Origin of the sequence: Enterobacter cloacae complex sp. IR5459, assembly GCF_049238005.1 — a bacterium.
GTDB classification, from domain to species: Bacteria; Pseudomonadota; Gammaproteobacteria; order Enterobacterales; family Enterobacteriaceae; genus Enterobacter; species Enterobacter hormaechei_C.
Map to the genome: position 1 here is coordinate 323,524 of NZ_JBMKIG010000002.1, position 18,227 is coordinate 341,750.

The following is an 18,227-nucleotide window of genomic DNA, read 5'->3' on the forward strand; positions in this document are numbered from 1 at the left end:
CATGACGGATAATCCGAATAAAAAATCGCTGTGGGACAAGATCCACATCGACCCAGCCATGCTGCTGATTCTGCTGGCTCTGCTGGTCTATAGCGCCCTCGTTATCTGGAGCGCCAGCGGCCAGGATATCGGCATGATGGAGCGTAAAATCGGCCAGATCGCCATGGGTCTGGTTATTATGGTGGTGATGGCGCAAATACCGCCGCGCGTGTACGAGGGCTGGGCGCCCTATCTCTATATTTTCTGTATCATTTTGTTGGTGGCAGTAGATGCTTTCGGCGCCATCTCGAAGGGGGCACAGCGCTGGCTGGATCTGGGGATTGTCCGCTTCCAGCCGTCGGAAATCGCCAAAATCGCCGTCCCGCTGATGGTGGCGCGCTTTATTAACCGCGACGTCTGCCCGCCGTCGTTGAAAAATACCGCCATTGCGCTGGTGCTGATTTTCCTGCCGACGCTGCTCGTGGCCGCACAGCCGGACCTCGGTACCTCGATTCTTATCGCCCTCTCCGGCCTGTTCGTCCTGTTCCTGTCCGGCCTGAGCTGGCGTCTGATTGGTATCGCCGTGGTGCTGGTTGCCGCGTTTATCCCTATCCTCTGGTTCTTCCTGATGCATGATTACCAGCGTCAGCGCGTTATGATGCTGCTCGATCCCGAGACCGATCCGCTGGGCGCAGGCTATCATATTATTCAGTCGAAGATTGCGATTGGCTCCGGCGGCCTGCGCGGCAAAGGCTGGCTGCACGGTACGCAGTCGCAGCTCGAATTTTTACCGGAACGCCACACCGACTTTATCTTTGCCGTTCTGGCTGAGGAGTTAGGGCTGGTTGGCATCCTGGTTCTGCTTGCACTCTACGTGCTGCTGATCATGCGAGGTTTGTGGATTGCCGCACGCGCCCAAACCACCTTTGGTCGCGTGATGGCAGGCGGATTAATGTTGATTTTGTTCGTTTATGTCTTCGTAAATATTGGTATGGTGAGTGGGATTCTGCCGGTTGTCGGCGTACCGCTGCCGCTGGTGAGTTACGGGGGCTCGGCACTGATCGTGTTGATGGCCGGGTTTGGTATCGTCATGTCGATCCATACCCACAGGAAAATGTTGTCCAAAAGCGTATAAAAATAAGGGGATCGCAATGCGTAAGCAGTGGCTGGGGATCTGCATCGCAGCAAGTTTACTTGCCGCCTGTACAAGTGATGATGGTCAGCAACAGGCAACCGTCGCGCCGCCGCAGCCTGCGGTCTGTAATGGCCCGATTGTCGAGATTAGCGGTGCCGATCCCGTTTATGAACCGCTGAACGCCAGCGTGAATCAGGATTATCAGCGCGACGGTAAAAGCTATAAAATCGTTCAGGATCCTTCCCGTTTCAGCCAGGCTGGCTTTGCTGCCATCTATGACGCTGAGCCCGGCAGCAACCTGACCGCGTCGGGTGAAACCTTCGATCCGATGCAGATCACGGCGGCACACCCGACGTTGCCTGTCCCGAGCTATGCACGCATCACTAACCTGGCGAATGGCCGAATGATCGTGGTGCGTATCAACGATCGCGGTCCTTACGGCACCGATCGCGTGATCTCCCTGTCCCGCGCGGCGGCCGACCGTCTGAACACCTCAAACAATACTAAAGTGCGTATCGACCCAATTATCGTGGCGCAGGATGGTTCGCTGTCTGGCCCGGGCACGGCCTGTACCACGGTCGCGAAACAGACCTATGCCCTGCCCGCTCGCCCGGATCTGAGCGGTGGTATGGGGGGCGCTTCAACGCCGGCAGAGCCCACACAGCCGCAGGGTGAAGTGCGTGCTATCAGCAACGATACGCTGCAAAGTGAAGACGCGACAGGCGCCCCGGTGAAAAGCAGTGGTTTCCTTGGCGCACCCACCACGTTAGCGCCGGGCGTGATTGAATCAAATGAACCTGCCCCAGCGCCTGCGCCCGTCGCTGCTGCACCCGCTGCACAACCCGCCCCGGTGACCGCGCCTGCTGCTACGCAGACTGCGACGGCGAGCGGCAGCTACGTGGTTCAGGTTGGCGCTGTCAGCGATCGGACCCGTGCAGAGCAATATCAGCAGCGTTTAAGCAAACAGTTTGGCGTGCCAGGCCGCGTTGAGCAAAACGGTGCGGTATGGCGTATCCAGATGGGTCCGTTTGCCAGCAAATCGCAGGCAGCATCCCTGCAACAACGTTTGCAGAGCGAGGCGCAGCTCCAGTCGTTTATCGCTGTTGCAAAATAATTATTCGGTGGTATCCGAAATGTCAGTTTGTGTAAACCACGTTAACACTCTCATGATGAAAGTCGGATGCCTGCCCGTATAGCATTTGCTATAGTAAGGCACTTTTTTAATTCCATCACGGATGTCGTAGTTCTGACCATGAAGACCACTTTTTCTGCTCGTTTTGTGCAGCGCATGGCGCTGACCACGGCCCTTTGCGCTGCTGCGTTCTCCGCAGCTCACGCGGATGACCTGAACATCAAGACCATGATCCCTGGCGTTCCGCAGATCGACGCGGAATCCTACATCCTGATTGATTACAACTCCGGCAAAGTTCTGGCAGAACAGAACGCCGATGCCCGCCGCGATCCGGCCAGCCTGACCAAAATGATGACCAGCTATGTTATCGGCCAGGCTATGAAAGCAGGCAAATTCAAAGAAACCGACCTGGTGACTATCGGTAACGATGCGTGGGCAACCGGCAACCCCGTGTTCAAAGGTTCATCGCTGATGTTCCTGAAACCTGGCATGCAGGTTCCGGTCTCTCAGCTTATCCGTGGCATCAACTTGCAGTCCGGTAACGACGCCTGCGTGGCCATGGCTGATTTTGCCGCGGGCAGCCAGGACGCGTTTGTGGGCCTGATGAACAGCTACGTCTCCGCGCTGGGTCTGAAAAACAGCCACTTCCAGACCGTTCACGGCCTGGACGCCGAGGGTCAGTACAGCTCCGCACGTGACATGGCGCTGATCGGTCAGGCGCTGATCCGCGACGTGCCAAACGAGTACTCTATCTACAAAGAGAAAGAGTTCACCTTCAACGGCATTCGTCAGACCAACCGTAACGGCCTGCTGTGGGACAACAGCCTGAACGTCGACGGTATCAAAACCGGCCACACCGATAAAGCTGGCTATAACCTGGTGGCCTCCGCCACTGAAGGCCAGATGCGTCTGATCTCTGCCGTGATGGGGGGGCGTACGTTTAAAGGACGCGAAACGGAAAGCAAAAAACTGCTGACCTGGGGCTTCCGCTTCTTCGAAACCGTGAACCCGCTGAAAGCCGGTAAAGAATTTGCCTCTGAACCTGTCTGGTTTGGCGATAACGACCGCGCTTCCCTGGGCGTGGACAAAGATCTCTATCTGACTATCCCACGCGGTCGTATGAAAGATCTGAAAGCCAGCTATGTGCTGAATACCACCGAGCTGCACGCCCCGCTGCAAAAGAATCAGGTCGTGGGTACTATCAACTTCCAGCTGGATGGCAAAACCATCGATCAACGCCCGCTGGTGGTGCTGGAGGAGATTCCTGAAGGCAATTTCTTCGGCAAAATCATTGATTACATTAAGCTGATGTTCCATCACTGGTTTGGTTAAAAATTGAACACTTGAAAGTGTGATTTTGATCCCCATATACTACGTATCAGTAAAACTCCCGCCCCGTGGCGGGAGTTATTATTTTTTACACACACGCCGGAGCTGACATGAAAACCAAACTTAACGAACTGCTTGAATTCCCTACCCCTTTTACTTACAAAGTAATGGGTCTGGCGAAACCTGAGCTGGTTGATCAGGTGGTTGAAGTGGTACAGCGCCATGCGCCGGGCGACTACTCTCCATCAGTCAAACCGAGCAGCAAAGGTAATTACCACTCGGTCTCAATCACCATCACTGCGACACACATTGAGCAGGTTGAGACGCTGTACGAAGAGCTCGGCAATATCGAAATTGTTCGTATGGTGCTGTAGTCCCTCAGCGGTTACCCGGTTTGCCGGGTAACCCACTTCCCCGCTGTGATATACTCCGCGTTACCTATTCTCCCTTGTCTTCGGAGACGTCCTTTTGTACCAGGATAAAATTCTTGTTCGCCATCTTGGGATACAGCCTTACGAGCCAGTCTCTCAGGCTATGCATGACTTTACCGATATGCGCGATGACACCACCCCTGATGAAATCTGGCTGGTTGAACACATGCCGGTGTTTACTCAGGGCCAGGCAGGAAAAGCCGAACATTTATTGATGACGGGTGATATCCCGGTGATCCAGAGCGATCGCGGTGGACAGGTAACCTACCACGGCCCGGGCCAGCAGGTAATGTATGTCCTGCTTAACCTGAAACGCAGAAAGCTGGGCGTACGTGAGCTCGTGACCTTACTGGAACAGACCGTGGTGAACACGCTCGCTGAGTACGGTATCGACGCTCATCCTCGCGCCGATGCCCCGGGCGTCTACGTGGGAGAGAAGAAAATCTGTTCGCTGGGGCTGCGTATCCGTAAAGGCTGCTCGTTCCACGGGCTGGCGCTGAATATCAATATGGATCTGACCCCTTTCCAGCGCATCAACCCATGCGGGTATGCGGGTATGGAAATGACGCAAATGCGCCAGTGGGTCGCTACCGCCACGCCTGAGAATATCCGCCCCGTGCTTTTGAAGAAGTTTTTAGCGCTGCTTAACAATCCTGACCACGAATATATTGCTGCTTAACACACTTCCGGCAGTGGTTCGGTTATTTGACCAGCCACTGCTTAATTGCCGCATTTACGCTTTACAATAAACCGCATATTCTATATTTTCGAGTCGCCCATATATTAGCGTCCCATATTAATTAGAACCTTAATAGTACCATCACCGGGTATCGTGTAACGTGCGTGATAATCACCCAACTGCTTGTTTTCGATAAACAAGGGAAACTTACGAAACACTTTACGAATCTCTGCAAGCATAATAAATAAATTCAACTATCATTCATATTGTGAATGGATACGGAGTAAGAGCGTGGAGCCTACTAATTTACCAGCCAAACGCCTGAATGAAACCAGCGGCGAAGATAAGCCGCAAATTTTCCGGACTTTACGTAATATTGATCTCAATTTATTGACTATTTTTGAGGCGGTATATGTCCACAAAGGTATCGTTAATGCTGCGAAAATTCTTAATCTCACACCCTCTGCTATTAGCCAGTCAATTCAAAAATTGCGCGCGATATTTCCCGATCCCTTATTTATTCGTAAAGGCCAGGGCGTAACCCCCACCGCGTACGCCACCCATCTGCATGAGTACATCAGCCAGGGTCTGGAATCGATTCTGGGCGCGCTGGATCTCACCGGCAGTTACGATAAGCAACGAACCATCACCATAGGCACCTCTCCCTCTGTGGGCGTTCTGGTCATGCCCGCTATTTACCAGGCTGTTAAACAGCATGCGCCACAGCTGCTGATCCGCAATGTGCCCGTTAACGATCCGGAAACTCAGCTGGCGCAATTCCAGACGGACCTGATCATCGACAGCAACAGCTTCGCGGCCAGAGCATTAGGGCATAACGTTCTCTATACCGACTCTCTGGCGCTCGTTTGTCGTCAGAATCATCCTGTATTGAGCGCACCTTTGACGCCTGAAAATTTGCGTCATTACGAACATGCAACCTTTATGTCCGAGGGGCAGGGCCCGGATCCGCTGCGCCAGCGTATTGACGAACTGTTCCCGGACCGTCTGATCAGCTTCAGCAGTTACAATATGTTTACCCTCGCGGCCCTGATTGGCAGCAGCGATTTGCTCTGTATTATGCCTGTGCGTCTCTTCGCTTTGCTTCAAAAATGCTGGCCGCTGGAGAGGATTCCATTGAGTCAACTTACGACGGAATCTGTTGAAATCTCACTGCATTACAACAAGCTAAGCCTGCGCGATCCGGTGCTGGAAAACGTCATTAACGTGATCCGCCAGGCTTTCTGATCCCGCCTTTCAGCGCAAGCCCCTGCCGCAAGCGGGGCAAAAGGCACAAAACAACAACTATTTTACAAATTGGCGACCTGGCAGGCTGCTTTATCGCCCCTTTAAATGATATACTGCCTGTCGTTCGTTCAAAAATAGTTGATAATTACAACATTCCCTTGAATTGAAACGCTTTCCTTCGATATTCGCAACTGGAACACGCACGCTATGAGTAAACCCATTGTGATGGAACGCGGTGTTAAATACCGCGATGCCGATAAAATGGCCCTTATCCCGGTTAAAAACGTGGCTACAGAGCGCGAGGCGCTGTTAAGAAAACCGGAATGGATGAAAATCAAACTTCCGGCCGACTCTTCGCGTATCCAGGGGATCAAAGCGGCGATGCGCAAAAATGGTCTTCACTCTGTCTGTGAAGAGGCCTCGTGCCCTAACCTTGCTGAATGTTTCAATCACGGTACCGCGACATTTATGATTCTGGGTGCCATCTGCACCCGCCGCTGTCCGTTCTGTGACGTTGCCCATGGCCGTCCTGTTGCGCCAGACGCTAACGAACCGCAAAAACTGGCGCAGACGATTGCCGATATGGCGCTGCGTTATGTTGTTATTACCTCCGTTGACCGTGACGATCTGCGCGATGGCGGTGCTCAGCATTTTGCTGACTGTATTACCGCCATCCGCGAAAAAAGCCCGAACATTAAGATTGAGACGCTGGTGCCGGATTTCCGTGGCCGTATGGATCGCGCGCTCGATATCCTGACCGCGACGCCACCAGACGTGTTCAACCACAACCTGGAGAACGTACCGCGTATCTACCGTCAGGTACGTCCCGGTGCAGACTACAACTGGTCGCTGAAGCTGCTGGAACGCTTTAAAGAAGCCCATCCGCATATTCCAACCAAGTCTGGTCTGATGGTCGGCCTGGGTGAAACCAACGCTGAGATCATTGAAGTGATGCGCGATCTGCGCCGCCACGGCGTCACCATGCTGACGCTGGGCCAGTACCTCCAGCCAAGCCGTCACCACCTGCCTGTACAGCGTTACGTAAGCCCGGATGAGTTCGATGAAATGAAAGCCGAAGCGATGGCGATGGGCTTTACCCATGCCGCGTGCGGTCCGTTTGTTCGCTCCTCTTATCACGCCGATATGCAGGCGAAGGGCGAAGAAGTGAAATAAAGCTGTAAAATTTATTTACAGTAAAACAAAAAACCGGCCTCGTGAGCCGGTTTTTTTATGCAAGCCTTGCAGCATTGCCATTACTCTTTGTGTGAAAGCTTCTGTGCAGTGATGTCATCTTCGGCACTTTTCTTCGCTGCCGCGTCGTCATCGTTCATTGCTTTCTTAAAGCCCTTAATGGCAGCACCCAGGTCTCCACCCAGCGTGCGTAACTTCTTGGTACCGAACAGCAGGACGACCAGTGCGGCAACCACCAGCAGTTTGGTAATACTAATCTCACCCATAAATACCTTCTTTACATGAAACAGGCTGCATTCCGCCAAAAAACCTGAACGTATTAACGGTCATTTGGCGCGTGCACACAATAGCAATCTGTAACAAGGTGAATCAAGCATTGTTGAAAAAAACATCACATTAATTGCGGTGGCGCAAACCTGCGGTTGCGCAGAACAGGTAATTGCTGCCGCGCAAGCGCTATTCGGGCTGAAATTATCTCCGTCAGCAATAACGCAGGCGTCTCCGCTGCCGCAACAACCGTCACCCCCAGCGGATCGACAACCCTGCTCTGCCCAATATTTTTGTTACCACATTCACCCGCGGCTACCACGTAACAGGTGGTATCCAGCGCGCGTGCTGCCAGCAGCGTCGCCCAGTGATGCTCCTTAAGCGGTCCTTTGACCCACGCGGCGGGCAGAACCAGCACCTCCGCCCCCTGCAATGCCAGGTTCAGCGCCAGCTCGGGAAAACGGATATCGTAGCAGGTCATCAGGCCAACCTTAAAACCCTCCACCTCAATCAGCGGCGGAATTACACTCCCCGGATCGACCAGGCGCGACTCCTGAACGCTGAACGCATCATACAGATGAAGTTTGGCGTAGCTCGCGACAATGGCACCCTCACGTATCGCCACCAGCGTGTTCACCGCGCGCCCCGGCGAGGACGGAATATGGACCGTCAATATCGTGGTGAGCGCGCTGCCAACGCTTTCGGCCAGCAGTCGTTTCAGAAACGCCCCTTCCAGCGTTTGCGCAGACTTTACCGACAGGTCCGGATCGCCATCATCACGGGCCAGTAACGCCTCGGGAAGTACCAGCAACGACGCCCCCTTTTGCTTCGCCGCATGCATCAGGGAGACGCATTTTTCCGCGTTTTCATTCCAGTCCGGCGTCACCGCGAACTGCCCTACTGCAACATACATAATTGTCTCCCGGTCAAAAACAGCGTTACACTCGACGCACTTACACAGCAAATAGCAGGTACTGACAGTGTTACAACTACTTATAGCCGTTTTTATTGGTGGAGGCACGGGTAGCGTTGCGCGGTGGCTCTTAAGCATGCGGTTTAACCCTCTGCATCAGGCCATTCCGATGGGGACACTGGCGGCAAATCTGATCGGGGCGTTTATTATTGGGATGGGGCTGGCCTGGTTTAATCGCATGACCAACATCGACCCTATGTGGAAGGTTCTGATTACAACCGGTTTCTGCGGCGGCTTAACAACGTTTTCTACCTTCTCTGCGGAGGTGGTGTTTCTGTTTCAGGAAGGCCGGATGGGCTGGGCGCTGACGAACATTGCCGTTAACATGCTTGGCTCGTTTGCGATGACTGCGATCGCATTCTGGTTATTTTCCTCCGCCAGCGGACATTAAGCACGGCAACCTTAATGTTGGCTTAATTTTTCTCTGTCACTCTTGGCTCAATATTGAACGAGGGTGATAGCATGAAAGAAAATCTCTTAGGCGTGGGTATGGTATTGCTAAGCGTCGCGATCGTCGCCAGCTTCCTGAAGATCTATCTTATCGGTTGATCCAGAACGAAAAAAACCCGCTCATTGAGCGGGTTTTGAAATTCTTGCTGACGCGTCTGAATTACAGAGCGATTACGTTAGCAGCAGAAGGGCCTTTGGCACCGTTAGTGATTTCGAACTCTACGCGCTGACCTTCAGCCAGAGTTTTGAAACCATTAGACTGGATTGCAGAGAAGTGTACGAACACGTCTTTGCTGCCATCTTCAGGAGTAATGAAACCGAATCCTTTGGACTCATTAAACCACTTAACGTTACCTTTAATCTTAGACATCAAAATTACCTTTACATTAAAAAACGACACAAATGCTGTGTCGGGTATCAGTACAACAATTGTGAGGCGTTTTGTCCAGCGGATCTTTGATAAAAAGTGACAAAAGTCGCGTTAATTTTCGCTGTCCGATTTTTATTCTTTACATTTCAATGTCTGTGCATTTTTTGGCCGATTTAGCAGAAAAACTCAGTTAAAACTGAAACCGCATCCAGGCAAAGTAAACGTTACCGTTGTTATAGGTACCCGGTATGTAGGTCATCTGAAACGTCGCCGGACCGTAACCAATGGAGGCAAGCGGCAGCAGTACCGGAACAGGAATGTATTTCCAGTTATCACGCGCCGTAAACCCTGCCGTATAGCCCAGCCCGAGACGGAAGTTGTCGTCCGATAACGGACGCCAGGTTTTTTCCCAGCCGTAACCGCCAATAGGCTCCCATTTATTGTAGGAGTCCTTAAACGCCATCAGGTACAGGCCATGCCAGTTACCTTTTTCATCCCAGCGAGACTGACCGAAGCCGGCCCCCCACGGACGTTCGTTATAACGGTCTGTTTTTTCTTTATCGTAGGCGAAACGTGCATGCCACGTAATGGCCGGAATATAGAGATCGTAATGCTCAGGTTCATTCCATGTTTGCGCGACGTTATCCGTGAAGGTGGTGAACCAGCCTTTATCCGCTGTATTGCTGTCTGCATTAACAGCAGACGCAAACGATAACTGCCCAATAATAAACAACAAAATCAGGGGGAATTTAATTCGTACAATCACAATGCCATTACCATATTTAGTATTCGGTGCAGACCTTAACACAGAATACTTGAATGAACGCTTAACAGCATGGGTGTTATTCCTAATTACCATCCCGTTCCTGGGAATAATCTGAGGATACATAAACTGCATGCCTGAATAAGCACATGCAGTTGACATATTTAACGTTGATGTAACAATTTGTAGAGTGCGGGAATAACTAACATCGACAATAACGGTGCCGTTACCATGCCGCCAATCATCGGCGCGGCAATACGTTGCATCACCTCCGAGCCACTCCCACTGCCCCACATGATGGGCAGCAGTCCTGCCATAATAGTGGCGACCGTCATCACCTTCGGACGCACGCGCAGCACGGCACCTTCGTGGATCGCCCGCATCAGCACCGTATTTCCCTCTTCTGGCTCCAGCCTGTGATATTTATCGATCGCATGATTCAAATAAAGAACCATAATTACGCCGAATTCTGCCGCCACCCCGGAGAGGGCGATAAAGCCAACGCCCCCCGCCACTGACAAATTATATTCAAGCAGCCACAATAACCACACGCCCCCAATAAGCGCGAACGGCAATGTCCCCATTATTATCAGGACATTTGATATCCGCCTGAAGGTTAACCATAAAAGGACGAATATAATCATCAGCGTGACAGGTAAAACTATTTTGAGCCTCTCGGTCGCCCGTTCCAGATATTCAAACTGCCCGGACCAGGAGAGAGACACGCCCTGCGGCAATACCACCTTCTCTCCCACCCGTTTTTGCATTTCATCCACGGCGGACTTCAGATCGCGCCCGCGCAAGTCAACATAGATCCAGCTGGAAAGGCGCGCGTTTTCACTTTTTAGCATCGGTGGGCCTTCCGTCACGACGATATCGGCCAATTCCCCCAGCGCCACCTGGCTACCGCTGGCGGTCACTACCGGCAACACCCGCAACGCGTCGACGTTATCACGCAAATCGCGGGGATAACGCAGGTTGATGGGATACCGCTCGCGTCCCTGGATCACCTCGCCAATGTTATCGCCCCCGACCAGCGTGGAGACCAGGCTTTGCAGTTCATCGACGGAAACGCCGTAGCGCGCGGCTTTTTGCCGATCGATACGAATATCCACGTAGCGTCCGCCTTCCAGACGCTCCGCCAGCGCAGAGGAGACGCCAGGAACGTCCTTCACCACCTGCTCAATCTGCCGGGCCACACGCTCAATGTCGGTAATATTATTGCCGTTCACCTTAATGCCGACCGGGCTTTTGATCCCGGTTGCCAGCATGTCCAGGCGGTTACGGACAGGCGGCACCCACACATTGGCAATACCCGGCAGCGACACGGTTTTATCAAGCTCCTCCACCAGCTTTTGTGGCGTCATTCCTGGCCGCCACTGCTCGCGGGGCTTAAAGTGGATGGTTGTTTCCAGCATGGTTAATGGCGCGGGATCGGTTGCCGACTCTGCCCGACCGGCTTTGCCAAACACGCTCGCCACCTCCGGGACGCTTTTGATCAAGCGGTCGGTCTGCTGAAGCAGCCGTGATGCCTCGCGAGCAGAGATCCCCGGCAGCGTGGAGGGCATATAGAGTAAATCTCCTTCATCCAGCGGCGGCATAAATTCGCTTCCCAGGCGGCTCAGCGGCCAGAGCGTGGCGATCAGCAGCAGACATGCCAGTGCCAGCGTCGTTTTCGGGAAGGTCAGTACCTTGTCCAGCAGCGGCTCATACAGGCGGATCAGGAGGCGGTTGATCGGGTTTGCCTTCTCATCCGGGATTTTCCCGCGAATGAAAAAGCCCATTAGCACCGGCACCAGGGTGATCCCAAGCCCGGCGGCCACGGCCATCGACCAGGTTTTGGTGAACGCCAGCGGCGAGAACATTCTCCCCTCCTGCGCTTCCAGCGAAAAAACCGGTATAAATGACAGCGTGATGATTAACAGGCTGCAAAACAGCGCCGGTCCCACTTCAACCGCCGCCTTTTCCGCCAGACGCCAGTATTCCCCCGGCGCGGGCTCCTTGCCCGGATTATCATGCCGCCACTGCTCCAGCACCTTGTGCATGTTTTCAATCATCACAATTGCGGCATCCACCATCGCCCCGATGGCAATGGCGATCCCGCCGAGCGACATCATATTCGCGTTAATGCCCTGATAGTGCATCACCACAAAAGCCCCGAGGATCCCCAGCGGCAGAGAGACCATCGCCACCAGCGCGGAGCGCAGGTGGAACAGGAACAGCGCACACACCAGTACCACCACGGCAAACTCTTCGAGCAGCTTGTGCGTTAGCGTTTTGACCGAGTCCTCAATCAGCGTGGAACGATCGTAGACCGGAACAATCTCGACGCCCTGCGGCAGCGTTTTTTGCAGCTCGCTCAGTTTCGCTTTTACCGCGCTAAGGGTTTCCAGCGCGTTCTGCCCGTAGCGCATCACGATTACGCCGCCAGCAACCTCCCCTTCACCGTTAAGCTCCGCCACACCCCGGCGGATCTCCGGGCCAATGCCAATGGTGGCGACATCTTTCAGCAGGACAGGTACGCCATCGCGGGTGGCGATCACCACATTGCGAAAATCCTCCAGCGAGCGCAAATAGCCCGTTGTCCGCACCATATACTCCGTTTCGCCCATCTCCAGCAGGGCGCCGCCGCTCTCCTTATTGGCGGCCTGCACCGCGCCGGATAGCTGGCTGTGGGTAATATTCAGCGCGCGCATTTTCGCCGGGTCCGCCACGATCTGATACTGACGCACCATTCCGCCAATACTTGCCACCTCAGATACATTCGGTACCGTCTTAAGCTCGAACTTAAGCGTCCAGTCCTGTAGGGCCCGCAGATCTGCCAGGCTGTGTTTTCCACTACGGTCGATCAGTGCATATTCGTAGATCCAGCCGACGCCCGTCGCATCCGGCCCCAGCGACACCTTCACGCCCGGCGGAAACTGCGCCTGTACCTGGCTTAAATATTCCAGCACCCGGGATCGCGCCCAGTAGAGATCGGTGCCATCCTCAAACAGCACATACACATAAGCGTCACCAAACATTGAAAAACCGCGCACGGTTTTGGCGCCCGGCACAGACAACATGGAGGTTGTCAGCGGCCAGGTCACCTGATCTTCAATCACCTGCGGCGCTTTCCCGGGGTAACTCGCTTTGATAATGACCTGCACATCAGACAGATCGGGCAACGCGTCCAGCGGCGCGCGCTGCACCGCCCACCAGCCCCAGCTGGCCATCATCAGTGCGGCCAGGATCACCAGCAGGCGGTTACGCAACGAGGCGCGAATCACAGCGGCAATCATGGCGTCACCTCCGGCATCACGCTACGCAGGCTGGCTTCGGAATCAATGAGGAATTGCCCGGACGTCACCACCTTATCGCCCTGTTTGACCCCGGACAGGATCGCCGTCCAGCCCTGCGCCGTCAGGCCGGTTGTCACCGTCACAGGCCGGAAATAACCGTCCCCGGTAGCCAGCAGCAGACGCGCAGACTCTCCGCTGTTAATCACCGCCTCTTCCGGCACCGCCAGCACCGGCGGGCCTTTCATCTCTTCCGCACGCCTGACGGAGAGGTACATACCCGGCTTCAGCTTATGTGCGGAATTTTCCAGCACGATACGGGCTTTCAGGGTTCGCGTGGTCGTCTCCATCTGCGGCAGCAATTCGCTGACCGTGCCGTGGAATTGCTCCCCCGGCCAGCTTTCTGACGTTGCGACCACGTTGCTGCCCACTGCCAGAGACTGCGCCTGCGTTTGCGGGTAATCGACCACCAGCCAGACCGGATCGAGCCTGGCGATCTCAAACAGCGGCGCCGTTGCGGTGATTTGCGCCCCTTCCCGCACGTCCAGCTTCACCACATAGCCGGCCCGGTCAGCGCGCAGGATGAGCGTGGTCTGCGGCTTGCCGCTACGCTCCAGCAAACGAATGACCTCTTCCGGCATAAACTGCAACGCCAGCCGCTCGCGTGCGGCGCGGGTCAATGCGGCATCGCCAAGCTGACGAACTGCGAGATACTCCTGCTGGGCGGTGGTCCATTGCGGGATCCACAGTTGCGCCAGCGCCTCTCCGGCTTTCACCTGCTGCTGCGGTGCATTAACAAACAATTTTGACACCACGCCATTGGCCGGAGCTGACACCACCGAGACGTTACGTTCATCCGTTGCAACCGTGGCAAAGGCCGAGAACGGCGAAACCAGCTGGCGCATCTCAACGTTGGCGGTTTTCATCCCCAGGTTTTGCTGCTGTTGAGTGCTGATGGCCACGCCTGACGCCGCCTGCGCTTCATCAGCGTAGCGCGGGACCAGATCCATATCCATAAAGGGGGATTTACCCGGCTTATCGAAGCGCTGACCGGGTACCATGGGGTCGTACCAGTAAAGCACCTTACGTTCAGAGGGTTGTGCAGCCGCAGCCGGCTGATGCGTCTGCTTCTGTCCGACAAAATAGCCGCCAGCGGCAGCTATCGCGATGGCAATCGCCATTAACGTTGTTTTTTTCATTGCGCCAGCTCCTGCGGGATCAGCCAGTTCACGGCAGCCCAGGTTCGCGCCATTTCGCGCTCCGCCTGGTTCACCGCCAGTTCCGTATCCAGTACGCCACGACGCGCCTCCAGCAGGGCCGGAAGCGCCGACTGTCCAGAGCGATATTGCGCCGTCAGTACCGCCAGCCGTTGACGCTGCAACGGGAGTACCTCGTCCCGCTGTCGCTGCCACACCGTTTGCGCAGCCTGATACTGCGCCACCAGCGTTTGCACCTGGGCAATGTGTTCGCGCTTGAGCAGCGTCAGTTGATCCGCCGCCTGCATAGAGCGGGAAACATCGGCGGCGTAATCCTTGTCCTGACGTTTTGACTGGAACAGAGGCAGATCCACGCTGAACATCACGCCAGCCATATCGTCATAGCCTTCAGCGCGGTGGGCGTAATAGACCTCCACATCCACATCGGGTATCGCCGCCACGGCAGATTGCGCTGAACGCGCTTTCGCGGTCTCGGCTTCACGTCGCGCGGCCTCCACTTCCGGGTGCCTGACGATCCCCTCCTGCAACGTTTTTTCATTGGCAGGAAGACGCTGATAACGCGGCAGCGGACCGCGAACCTCCGTTATAGCGTGCCCCGTTAGCTCCAGCAGGCGGCTTTGCGCCAGCTGCACATCCCGCTGCGCCAGCGTCTCTTTGTCGCGCATGGCGCTGAGGATCATTTGCAGGGCCAGTACGCTGTCCGGCATTGCGCTTCCCGCCCCGACGCTCGCCTTCTGCACGCCGCGCTGACGTTCCGTTTCACGGACCAGCGTTCTGGCCGTGTTCAGTGCCTGCTGGGCCAGCGCCAGATCCAGCCAGGCCTGGGCGGTATCACGCTGAAGCGCGGCGCGGACGGCTTCGGATTTTGCCAGCACGCTTCGCGCCTGCGCCTGCAAGGTCTGCGCTTTACGTTCCCGCTTCTCTGAGCTGACGTAGCTTTGCATGATGCCAACCTTCTGCATGGTCATCCCTTCGCGCGTCAGCCGCCGATCGTTGCTGCCCTGTACCGGCACGTTTTCGATGCCGAATTTCAGTTTTGGGTCAGGTAATTGCGTGGCGGAAACCGCCATTGCATCCAGCGCCTGCGCTTCGTTACGGCTGGCGGAGAGTTCTGCTGAGTAGCGCTGGGCTTCGGTCAGGGTGTGTTCGAGCGTCCACGGCTCCGCCTGCGCGGCGGAGGTTAACAGGCCGAACAACACCCCACCGAGCCACAGGCTCAGTGTGTGTTGTTTCATGGTGACCTCGCTTAGCGTGCTGGCGTCAGCGAGATAATCTGGAAACCGTCACCCGCACGCTCAAGCGTAAAGGTCACTTCATCCCCCGGTTTGGCGCCATTCAGCGTGGCGCCGGCAGATAAAGTAAACGGCATGGTCATTGCTGGCCATTTTAGTTCCGGTATGGCCTCGTGCCGGAGCATGACGGCGCTGTCAGAGATCGACTGAACCACGCCGCGGCCCTGCCAGGTCTGGTTTGCCTGGGCGGTATAAGAAGCGAAAGAGACGGACGCGCCAACCAGCGCGGAAAGGAATACGGTACGCATGATAAAACTCCTGTTAAACGTTAAGTAAATAAAATCAACGAATTAACAGGTTTTTACTCCCGAAACCGGCAATAGCGGATCGTTGCCGGCGGCCCCACAGCAGGAGGGGTAACGGACCACGCAGAATGGCTTGCAGACGAGCACTCTGGGGTCGTTAAGGTCAGGGTCATGGCGGCAGGCAGCGCCACCAGATGCGGCTGGGCAGGATCTTTTTGTACCTGATCCGGCACACAATGTTTTTCACACAGCGGTGAAGCACCGGCAGCATAATGCGGCCCCGGTTGCGCCATCATCTCCATGTGCTGGATAGTGGCCACCTCACCGCGCAAATCCATTGAACATTGATGGGAGGCGACGGCCACCTGAGTCTGGATCAACAGCCAGCCAAACGCCAGCAAAAACATCAGCAGATGTTTTTTGATAAAGCGCAGGCGATATGTCCAGCTGGCGTGCATATTCAGATCGTCGGACAGGAGAAAGTGAACCGAGTATAAGTAGGCAAAAGAATGAAAGAGAAGTGGTTTTAAAGAGATTTACGTTTTAAATCGATTGTCGGCAAGTAATACTCAAAACCTTAACACTTCACCATCAATTTAATGACATATAATATCTATTCATCAGGTCAATAACGTCTTAATATAAATGACGCAGGGTTAGCAAAAATATCGTCATCAGTGCCTTTAGTAGTCTCTTTCTTGATTTTAATCAGCAAGGACTGGACATTTATTCGGCACATTTCAGCTTCTTTTTTATTGATTATTTGTCTCTCGGGCAGCAAGGAAACAGGGGAAATCATGCTTACTTTTCTCGAACTCCTCATTGGAGTCGTGGTCATTGTCGGTGTAGCACGCTACATCATTAAAGGTTACTCAGCCACCGGCGTGCTATTTGTCGGCGGCCTGACGCTGCTGATCATTAGCGCGCTAATGGGTCATCAGGTTTTACCCGCCAGCGAAGCCAGTACCGGATATACCGCTACCGATATTGTGGAATATATAAAAATTCTGCTGATGAGCCGCGGCGGCGATCTGGGCATGATGATCATGATGCTCTGCGGATTTGCTGCCTATATGACCCATATCGGCGCGAATGATATGGTGGTAAAGCTGGCTTCTAAGCCGCTGCAATATATTAACTCCCCCTATCTGCTGATGGTCGCGGCCTATTTCCTGGCCTGTCTGATGTCATTAGCCGTTTCCTCAGCAACGGGCCTTGGCGTGCTGTTAATGGCAACGTTGTTCCCGGTAATGGTTAACGTCGGGATCAGCCGTGGTGCAGCGGCGGCTATTTGCGCCTCTCCGGCGGCGATTATTCTCTCCCCTACTTCCGGTGACGTAGTGCTGGCCGCGAAAGCCGCGGAAATGTCGCTAATTGACTTCGCCTTCAAAACCACACTGCCGATCTCCATCACCGCTATTCTCGGCATGGGCGTGGCGCATTTCTTCTGGCAGCGCTATCTCGATAAGAAAGAGAACGTCAGCCACGAAATGATGGACGTCAGCGAAATCACCACTACCGCCCCGGCGTTTTATTCCATCCTGCCCTTCACGCCGATTATTGGCGTGCTTATTTTCGACGGCAAATGGGGCCCGCAGCTGCACATCATCACTATCCTGGTGATCTGTATGCTGCTGGCGGCCATCCTGGAGTTCGTTCGTGGTTTTAACACCCAGAAAGTGTTCACGGGTCTGGAAGTAGCCTTCCGCGGTATGGCGGATGCCTTCGCGGGCGTGGTGATGCTGCTGGTTGCCGCGGGGGTGTTTGCCCAGGGGCTGAGCACCATCGGCTTTATTCAGAGCCTGATCTCTATCGCCACCTCGTTCGGCTCGGCCAGCATTATCCTGATGCTGGTGCTGGTGGTGCTGACCATGCTGGCGGCGATGACCACCGGCTCCGGTAACGCGCCGTTCTACGCCTTTGTTGAGATGATCCCTAAGCTGGCACACTCCTCCGGCATCAACCCGGCTTACCTGTCCATTCCAATGCTTCAGGCCTCCAACCTGGGTCGTACCATTTCTCCGGTATCGGGCGTGGTGGTTGCGGTTGCGGGGATGGCGAAAATCTCTCCGTTTGAAGTGGTAAAACGCACGTCAGTGCCGGTGCTGGTTGGCCTGATTATCGTTATTATCGCCACCGAAGTACTGGTTCCCGGCGCTGCCTAAGCGAAATTCCTGATTTCCAAAAAGCGCCTGCGGGCGCTTTTTGTGCTTTAATAACCCCCAGAAATTAATCGCGCCCAACCAATCAG

General features: G+C 54.7%; 18 protein-coding genes. 9 read left to right on the forward strand and 9 right to left on the reverse strand.

Annotated features, from left to right (window positions below; all coding sequences use genetic code 11):
- Nucleotide 1: 1 nt before the first annotated feature.
- From mrdB to lipA, 7 genes are all read left to right on the forward strand, one after another.
- Entirely contained in the window at nt 2-1,114 is a 1,113-nt protein-coding gene (gene mrdB / locus ACOTX4_RS04995; protein WP_015571139.1) for a peptidoglycan glycosyltransferase MrdB, read from the forward strand.
- 16 nt (nt 1,115-1,130) lie between these two features.
- The gene (gene rlpA, locus ACOTX4_RS05000; RefSeq protein WP_045332372.1) at nt 1,131-2,228 is read left to right on the forward strand and encodes an endolytic peptidoglycan transglycosylase RlpA; all 1,098 of its coding nucleotides are present in this window, start codon (nt 1,131-1,133) and stop codon (nt 2,226-2,228) included.
- A 138-nt stretch (nt 2,229-2,366) separates the two neighbouring features.
- On the forward strand, nt 2,367-3,578 hold the full coding sequence (dacA, locus tag ACOTX4_RS05005; protein ID WP_003858714.1) for a D-alanyl-D-alanine carboxypeptidase DacA: 1,212 nt from the start codon (nt 2,367-2,369) through the stop codon (nt 3,576-3,578).
- A gap of 107 nt (nt 3,579-3,685) precedes the next feature.
- Nucleotides 3,686-3,949, forward strand: a complete 264-nt coding sequence (ybeD, locus tag ACOTX4_RS05010; RefSeq protein WP_003858718.1) for a DUF493 family protein YbeD — start codon at nt 3,686-3,688, stop codon at nt 3,947-3,949.
- Nucleotides 3,950-4,043: 94 nt separating this feature from the next.
- Entirely contained in the window at nt 4,044-4,685 is a 642-nt protein-coding gene (gene lipB, locus ACOTX4_RS05015; protein ID WP_045332374.1) for a lipoyl(octanoyl) transferase LipB, read from the forward strand.
- 291 nt (nt 4,686-4,976) lie between these two features.
- On the forward strand, nt 4,977-5,930 hold the full coding sequence (locus ACOTX4_RS05020) for a YbeF family transcriptional regulator (RefSeq protein WP_022650600.1): 954 nt from the start codon (nt 4,977-4,979) through the stop codon (nt 5,928-5,930).
- A 207-nt stretch (nt 5,931-6,137) separates the two neighbouring features.
- On the forward strand, nt 6,138-7,103 hold the full coding sequence (gene lipA / locus ACOTX4_RS05025; RefSeq protein WP_006809637.1) for a lipoyl synthase: 966 nt from the start codon (nt 6,138-6,140) through the stop codon (nt 7,101-7,103).
- A gap of 80 nt (nt 7,104-7,183) precedes the next feature.
- On the opposite strand, the gene tatE is transcribed toward lipA, so the two are convergent.
- Both tatE and ACOTX4_RS05035 read right to left on the reverse strand, forming a co-directional pair.
- The gene (gene tatE, locus ACOTX4_RS05030) at nt 7,184-7,387 is read right to left on the reverse strand and encodes a twin-arginine translocase subunit TatE (protein WP_003858723.1); all 204 of its coding nucleotides are present in this window, start codon (nt 7,385-7,387) and stop codon (nt 7,184-7,186) included.
- Between the two features lie 125 nt (nt 7,388-7,512).
- Nucleotides 7,513-8,301 carry a deaminated glutathione amidase gene (locus tag ACOTX4_RS05035; protein ID WP_050870439.1) on the reverse strand — a complete coding sequence of 263 codons (789 nt, stop codon included), beginning with the start codon at nt 8,299-8,301 and terminating at the stop codon, nt 7,513-7,515.
- Between the two features lie 67 nt (nt 8,302-8,368).
- Here ACOTX4_RS05035 and crcB point away from each other — a divergent pair, with 67 nt between their 5' ends.
- Nucleotides 8,369-8,752, forward strand: a complete 384-nt coding sequence (gene crcB / locus ACOTX4_RS05040; RefSeq protein WP_017382474.1) for a fluoride efflux transporter CrcB — start codon at nt 8,369-8,371, stop codon at nt 8,750-8,752.
- A 219-nt stretch (nt 8,753-8,971) separates the two neighbouring features.
- Here the strand turns inward: crcB and cspE are convergent, their stop codons facing one another.
- The 7 genes from cspE to ACOTX4_RS05075 all read right to left on the reverse strand — a co-directional run bounded on the left by cspE (nt 8,972) and on the right by ACOTX4_RS05075 (nt 16,434).
- Nucleotides 8,972-9,181: a transcription antiterminator/RNA stability regulator CspE gene (gene cspE / locus ACOTX4_RS05045; protein WP_002439184.1), complete on the reverse strand. Its 210-nt coding sequence runs from the start codon at nt 9,179-9,181 to the stop codon at nt 8,972-8,974.
- 190 nt (nt 9,182-9,371) lie between these two features.
- Complete coding sequence (pagP, locus tag ACOTX4_RS05050) at nt 9,372-9,947, reverse strand: lipid IV(A) palmitoyltransferase PagP (protein ID WP_017382475.1); 576 nt, start codon at nt 9,945-9,947, stop codon at nt 9,372-9,374.
- Between the two features lie 161 nt (nt 9,948-10,108).
- Nucleotides 10,109-13,225, reverse strand: a complete 3,117-nt coding sequence (locus ACOTX4_RS05055; RefSeq protein ID WP_045332378.1) for an efflux RND transporter permease subunit — start codon at nt 13,223-13,225, stop codon at nt 10,109-10,111.
- Nucleotides 13,222-14,421: an efflux RND transporter periplasmic adaptor subunit gene (locus tag ACOTX4_RS05060; protein WP_023324311.1), complete on the reverse strand. Its 1,200-nt coding sequence runs from the start codon at nt 14,419-14,421 to the stop codon at nt 13,222-13,224. The genes ACOTX4_RS05055 and ACOTX4_RS05060 overlap by 4 nt, the downstream gene beginning before the upstream one ends.
- Nucleotides 14,418-15,674 carry a TolC family protein gene (locus ACOTX4_RS05065; protein ID WP_045332379.1) on the reverse strand — a complete coding sequence of 419 codons (1,257 nt, stop codon included), beginning with the start codon at nt 15,672-15,674 and terminating at the stop codon, nt 14,418-14,420. Before ACOTX4_RS05065 ends, ACOTX4_RS05060 begins: the two co-directional genes overlap by 4 nt.
- Before the next feature lie 11 nt (nt 15,675-15,685).
- The gene (locus ACOTX4_RS05070) at nt 15,686-15,979 is read right to left on the reverse strand and encodes a copper-binding protein (RefSeq protein WP_023315617.1); all 294 of its coding nucleotides are present in this window, start codon (nt 15,977-15,979) and stop codon (nt 15,686-15,688) included.
- Between the two features lie 53 nt (nt 15,980-16,032).
- The gene (locus tag ACOTX4_RS05075; RefSeq protein ID WP_032657570.1) at nt 16,033-16,434 is read right to left on the reverse strand and encodes a hypothetical protein; all 402 of its coding nucleotides are present in this window, start codon (nt 16,432-16,434) and stop codon (nt 16,033-16,035) included.
- A gap of 339 nt (nt 16,435-16,773) precedes the next feature.
- On the opposite strand from ACOTX4_RS05075, the gene dcuC reads away from it, so the two are divergent.
- Nucleotides 16,774-18,141 (forward strand): anaerobic C4-dicarboxylate transporter DcuC, encoded by a 1,368-nt coding sequence (gene dcuC / locus ACOTX4_RS05080; RefSeq protein ID WP_017382481.1) that lies wholly within the window; start codon nt 16,774-16,776, stop codon nt 18,139-18,141.
- Nucleotides 18,142-18,227 lie beyond the last annotated feature (86 nt).